This window comes from Klebsiella sp. MS 92-3 (genome assembly GCF_000195655.1).
Taxonomy (GTDB): Bacteria; Pseudomonadota; Gammaproteobacteria; order Enterobacterales; family Enterobacteriaceae; genus Klebsiella; species Klebsiella pneumoniae.
In genome coordinates this window covers 1-3,760 of record NZ_GL882781.1, presented here as the reverse complement: position 1 = coordinate 3,760, position 3,760 = coordinate 1, and the positions used below count along the sequence as shown (strand labels likewise).

The 3,760-nt window shown below is 58.0% G+C and carries 5 protein-coding genes and 1 other annotated feature; of the genes, 4 read left to right on the top strand and 1 reads right to left on the bottom strand.

The window, feature by feature from the left end; genetic code table 11:
• Positions 1 to 111, bottom strand: a sequence feature (His leader region).
• The gene (gene hisL, locus HMPREF9538_RS31475; protein ID WP_004899375.1) at positions 87 to 137 is read right to left on the bottom strand and encodes a his operon leader peptide; all 51 of its coding nucleotides are present in this window, start codon (positions 135 to 137) and stop codon (positions 87 to 89) included. (Overlaps the previous feature by 25 nt.)
• Positions 138 to 313: 176 nt before the next feature.
• Here hisL and HMPREF9538_RS18585 point away from each other — a divergent pair, with 176 nt between their 5' ends.
• The 4 genes from HMPREF9538_RS18585 (at position 314) to plaP (ending at position 3,715) form a co-directional block, all read left to right on the top strand.
• Positions 314 to 1,138, top strand: coding sequence for an SDR family oxidoreductase (locus HMPREF9538_RS18585; protein ID WP_004152513.1), 825 nt, complete (start codon positions 314 to 316; stop codon positions 1,136 to 1,138).
• A 38-nt stretch (positions 1,139 to 1,176) separates the two neighbouring features.
• On the top strand, positions 1,177 to 2,067 hold the full coding sequence (locus HMPREF9538_RS18590) for a LysR family transcriptional regulator (protein WP_004175276.1): 891 nt from the start codon (positions 1,177 to 1,179) through the stop codon (positions 2,065 to 2,067).
• Between the two features lie 237 nt (positions 2,068 to 2,304).
• Positions 2,305 to 2,367, top strand: coding sequence for a membrane protein YoeI (yoeI, locus tag HMPREF9538_RS33325; RefSeq protein WP_096335043.1), 63 nt, complete (start codon positions 2,305 to 2,307; stop codon positions 2,365 to 2,367).
• Complete coding sequence (gene plaP / locus HMPREF9538_RS18595) at positions 2,357 to 3,715, top strand: putrescine/proton symporter PlaP (RefSeq protein ID WP_004148994.1); 1,359 nt, start codon at positions 2,357 to 2,359, stop codon at positions 3,713 to 3,715. The genes yoeI and plaP overlap by 11 nt, the downstream gene beginning before the upstream one ends.
• The last annotated feature ends 45 nt before the right edge of the window (positions 3,716 to 3,760 follow it).

Below are 3,760 nucleotides of genomic sequence, written 5' to 3'. Positions count from 1 at the left end.
CCGGAAGTGAATCTTCCGGGGGCTCTCTGCGCGTTCATGCACCACTGGAAGATCCAAACGTCTTCCAGCACACATCGCCTGAAAGACTAGTCAGGATGATGGTGATGATGGTGGTGTTTAAATTGAACGCGGTTCATAAAAATTCTCTGTGAATGACTATGCATTTGATGTCCTTTAACCTAAACCACTTCCGCCGCAGAAAGCAAGGGCTTTTTTCTATCATTAATTCATTTCATATTGAGCGAAGAAATTGTCAGTTGCCGCTGGCTGGCGTAGCCTGTAATCAGCACAGCGAAAGAGTCAGGAGCCTGGGATGAAAAAGGTCGCGATAGTCGGTTTGGGATGGCTGGGGATGCCGCTGGCGCTGTCGTTGACGGCGCGAGGCTGGCAGGTCACCGGCAGTAAAACTACGCAGGATGGCGTGGAGGCGGCGCGGATGTGCGGGATCGACAGCTATCCGCTGCGCCTGGAGCCGCAGCTGGTCTGTGATACCGAGGACCTCGACGCGCTGATGAACGTCGATGCGCTGGTGATCACCCTGCCGGCCCGGCGTACCGGGGCAGGGGAAGGGTTTTATCTACAGGCGGTGCAGGAGATCGTCGATACCGCGCTGGCGTACCATATTCCGCGGATCGTCTTCACCAGCTCCACCTCGGTGTATGGCAACGTCAACGGTACGGTGAAGGAGAATTCCCCGCGTCTGCCGCAAACTGCCAGCGGACAGGTGCTCAAGGAGCTGGAGGACTGGCTGCACAACCTGCCGGGGACATCGGTGGATATTCTGCGCCTGGCCGGGCTGGTGGGGCCTTCCCGCCATCCGGGACGTTTTTTCGCCGGCAAGTCGGCGCCGGATGGCCAGCACGTGGTCAATCTGGTGCATTTGCAGGATGTGGTGGCCGCTATCGAACTGCTGCTGCAGGCCCCGAAGGGCGGGCACATCTATAATCTATGTGCGCCCCGCCATCCGGCGCGCGGCCTCTTTTATCCGCAGATGGCCCGCGAGCTCGGTCTGCCGCCGCCGGTGTTCAGCGACAGCCCGGACGGCGGCCAGGGCAAGATTGTAGATGGCAATCGTATCTGCAATGAGCTGGGGTTTGAGTACCAGTACCCCGATCCGCTGGTGATGCCGATGGAGTGATCCGCCAGCGGTGATTCGCATACCGTAAGGGGGTAGCGATGAAACCACTGCTGGATGTCCTCGTGATCCTGGATGCCCTGGAAAAAGAGGGGAGCTTTGCCGCCGCGTCGGCAAAGCTCTTTAAAACGCCCTCGGCGCTGAGCTACACCATTCACCGCCTGGAAAGCGATCTCAATATTCAGCTGCTCGACCGCAGCGGCCATCGCGCGCGCTTTACCCCCAGCGGACAGATGCTGCTGGAGAAAGGGCGGGAGGTGCTGCATATCGCCCGCGAACTGGAGATCCGGGCGGTTAAGCTGCAGCAGGGGTGGGAGAATAGCCTTCGTCTGGCGGTGGACAGCACCTTTCCCGTGGCGCTGCTCTCGCCGCCAATCGCTGCATTTTATCAACAACAGCCGCTGACCCGGCTGCACTTCACGCTGAACCCCTCCCTGCTGGACTGGCGGCCGCTGACTGACGGGCAGGCCGATCTGCTGCTGGGGGCGCTCGGCGAGCCGCCGCCGCTGAGCGGTTATGACTATCTCCCCCTCGGCGAGCTGGAGCTGCTGCTGGTCGTTGCCCCACAGCATCCGCTGGCGCGACACCGCGCACCGTTGAGCTGGCGAACCCTGCGCCGTTATCGGGCGGTGGCAACCGGCGAGGGCGGGGCGCTACTCAGCGATCAGGAGACCCTGACGGTGTGTGACGCCGCGGGGCAGCTGGCGCTGCTGCGCCTGGGGCTGGGCTGGGGGTGCCTGCCGCGCTATCAGGTGCAGGGTCTGCTGGACAGCGGCGAGCTGGTCTGCATGACCGTGCGCGGGCTGTCGCCTCGTCAACGCGCGTGGATCGCCTGGAATGACGCCACCTGCGGTTTGGCTGGCAAATGGTGGCGGGAAACGCTATTAGCAAATAGTGCTATTTTTACAATTTATCATACGGAAACCGTATAGATATTAGCACGTTAAAAATTATGCTTACGCAATGAACTTCATAACATCTTGTCAACGCCGTTGAATTTGTTGCAAAATATGCGGCCTGAAAACCAGAGACTAGCCGACGCTTTTTTTTAAAGTGTCGGTTATTTTTTTGGTCGAAAGACACATCATTCAATACCAAGAGGCCGGGCTTCGTACCGGATAGATATTTACTAAAAACCGACAGTCGTTGTCGCTGAGGAATAGAAAGAAATGGGGCAATTTTTTGCTTACGCGCTGGCGTTCACCGTAAAAGGGGATAACTATGTCGCATAACGCTACTCCAAATACCTCTCGCGTGGAATTACGTAAAACGCTTACGTTAGTTCCGGTTGTAATGATGGGCCTGGCCTATATGCAGCCGATGACGCTGTTCGATACGTTTGGTATCGTCTCTGGTATGACCGACGGTCACGTGCCGACGGCCTACGCCTTTGCGTTAATCGCTATCCTGTTTACTGCCCTGAGCTATGGCAAGCTGGTACGTCGTTACCCTTCTGCCGGCTCGGCGTATACCTATGCGCAGAAATCCATCAGCCCGACCGTTGGCTTTATGGTGGGTTGGTCCTCGCTGCTCGACTACCTGTTCGCGCCGATGATCAACATTCTGCTGGCGAAAATCTATTTTGAAGCGCTGGTGCCTTCGATTCCGTCGTGGGTGTTTGTTATCGCGCTGGTCGCCTTTATGACCGCCTTTAACCTGCGCAGCATTAAATCCGTGGCCAACTTCAACACCGTGATCGTGGTGCTGCAGGTGGTGTTGATCGCCGTTATCCTCGGCATGGTGATTTATGGCGTGTTTGAAGGCGAGGGCGCCGGTACGTTGGCCAGCAGCCGTCCGTTCTGGTCCGGTGACGCGCACGTGATCCCGATGATTACCGGGGCGACGATCCTGTGCTTCTCGTTTACCGGTTTCGACGGCATCAGCAACCTGTCTGAAGAGACCAAAGATGCAGAGCGCGTCATTCCGCGCGCGATCTTCCTGACCGCGCTGATCGGCGGCCTGATCTTCATCTTTGCCACCTACTTCCTGCAGCTGTACTTCCCGGATATCTCGCGCTTTAAAGATCCGGATGCGTCACAGCCGGAAATTATGCTCTACGTGGCAGGTAAAGCCTTCCAGGTTGGCGCGCTGATCTTCTCCACCATCACCGTACTGGCGTCCGGTATGGCGGCGCACGCTGGCGTGGCGCGTCTGATGTACGTTATGGGCCGCGACGGCGTGTTCCCGAAAAGCTTCTTCGGCTACGTGCACCCGACCTGGCGCACTCCGGCGATGAACATCATCCTGGTCGGCGCGATTGCGCTGCTGGCGATTAACTTCGACCTGGTGATGGCGACGGCGCTGATTAACTTTGGTGCGCTGGTGGCGTTTACCTTCGTTAACCTGTCGGTGATTTCCCAGTTCTGGATCCGTGAGAAACGCAACAAGACGCTGAAAGACCACTTCCAGTATCTGTTCCTGCCGATGTGCGGCGCCCTGACCGTCGGCGCGCTGTGGGTCAACCTGGAAGAGAGCTCGATGATTCTGGGCCTGATCTGGGCCGGTATCGGTCTGGTCTATCTGGCCTGCGTGACCAAAAGCTTCCGCAACCCGGTGCCGCAGTACGAAGACGTGGCGTAAGGCGTAGCGTGATGTGATTGAGAAAAGCCGGAGGGAAACCTCCGG

Coding starts and splice junctions, on each gene's coding strand:
- HMPREF9538_RS18585 (WP_004152513.1), top strand. CDS start 314: ATGAAAAAGGTCGCGATAGTCGGTTTGGGATGGCTGGGGATGCCGCTG.
- HMPREF9538_RS18590 (WP_004175276.1), top strand. CDS start 1,177: ATGAAACCACTGCTGGATGTCCTCGTGATCCTGGATGCCCTGGAAAAA.
- plaP (WP_004148994.1), top strand. CDS start 2,357: ATGTCGCATAACGCTACTCCAAATACCTCTCGCGTGGAATTACGTAAA.